This window comes from Deinococcus radiopugnans ATCC 19172 (genome assembly GCF_006335125.1).
GTDB lineage: Bacteria > Deinococcota > Deinococci > Deinococcales > Deinococcaceae > Deinococcus > Deinococcus radiopugnans.
Window position 1 is genome coordinate 1 of the sequence record NZ_VDMO01000081.1, and the last position, 675, is coordinate 675.

A 675-nucleotide genomic window follows, 5' to 3' on the forward strand; every position below is an offset into this window, starting at 1 on the left:
ACGACGCGGAACTCGCCGCCGTCCAGGACAGTTCCGGGGGCCACGTCGGGGTCGACCTGCAGGGTGAACGTGGCCAAGCGGAGCCCGCCGCCCCAGGGGAAGTCGTCAGTCTCGGGGTCTCGGGTCGTCATCGTGCGCCCGTCCGGGCTGATCGTGAACTGGAGACTCTCGGTGATGCCCGAGACATGGTGAATCCTCCACCCGTTGATGCGGGTGCCGGGCGGCGCGGTGAGGTGCAGGGCACCGTCTCGCGAGCGGGGCATGTCGGAGACCGATAGGTCGACACGCACTCCGAGCGGCGCCTCGAGGCTCGTCTCGGGCCACCAGATGCCGACCCGCAGGGTCGCGACCTCCGAGAACACCGACCCGGCCTCGTTGGTGAACCGCACCCGGTACTGCCAGCCGTCCATCTCCTCGTGCACCGAGTCGATCACCAGGGGGATCGACCCGGCACCGTTCGGCCCGATCCCGTCGGGGACGTCGTCGAAGGTCCGCCCGCCGTCCGTCGAGAACTGCCACTGCACCGACGTCGGCGCGTCCGTACCGCCGTACGCCGCCGAGAAGGACGCGCTCTCCCCCTCCATCACGGTGACGTCGGCGGGAGCCTCGGTGACGACGGGGGGAACCATCTCGACGGTGACCTCGGCCGCGTCGCTGTAGGCGAGATGCTGCCCG

The 675-nt window shown here is 70.4% G+C and carries 1 protein-coding gene; it reads right to left on the reverse strand.

Annotated elements, in window-relative coordinates; all coding sequences use genetic code 11:
- Positions 1-675: immunoglobulin domain-containing protein (locus FHR04_RS21135; RefSeq protein WP_170214062.1), on the reverse strand; the 675-nt coding region annotated here is incomplete at both ends.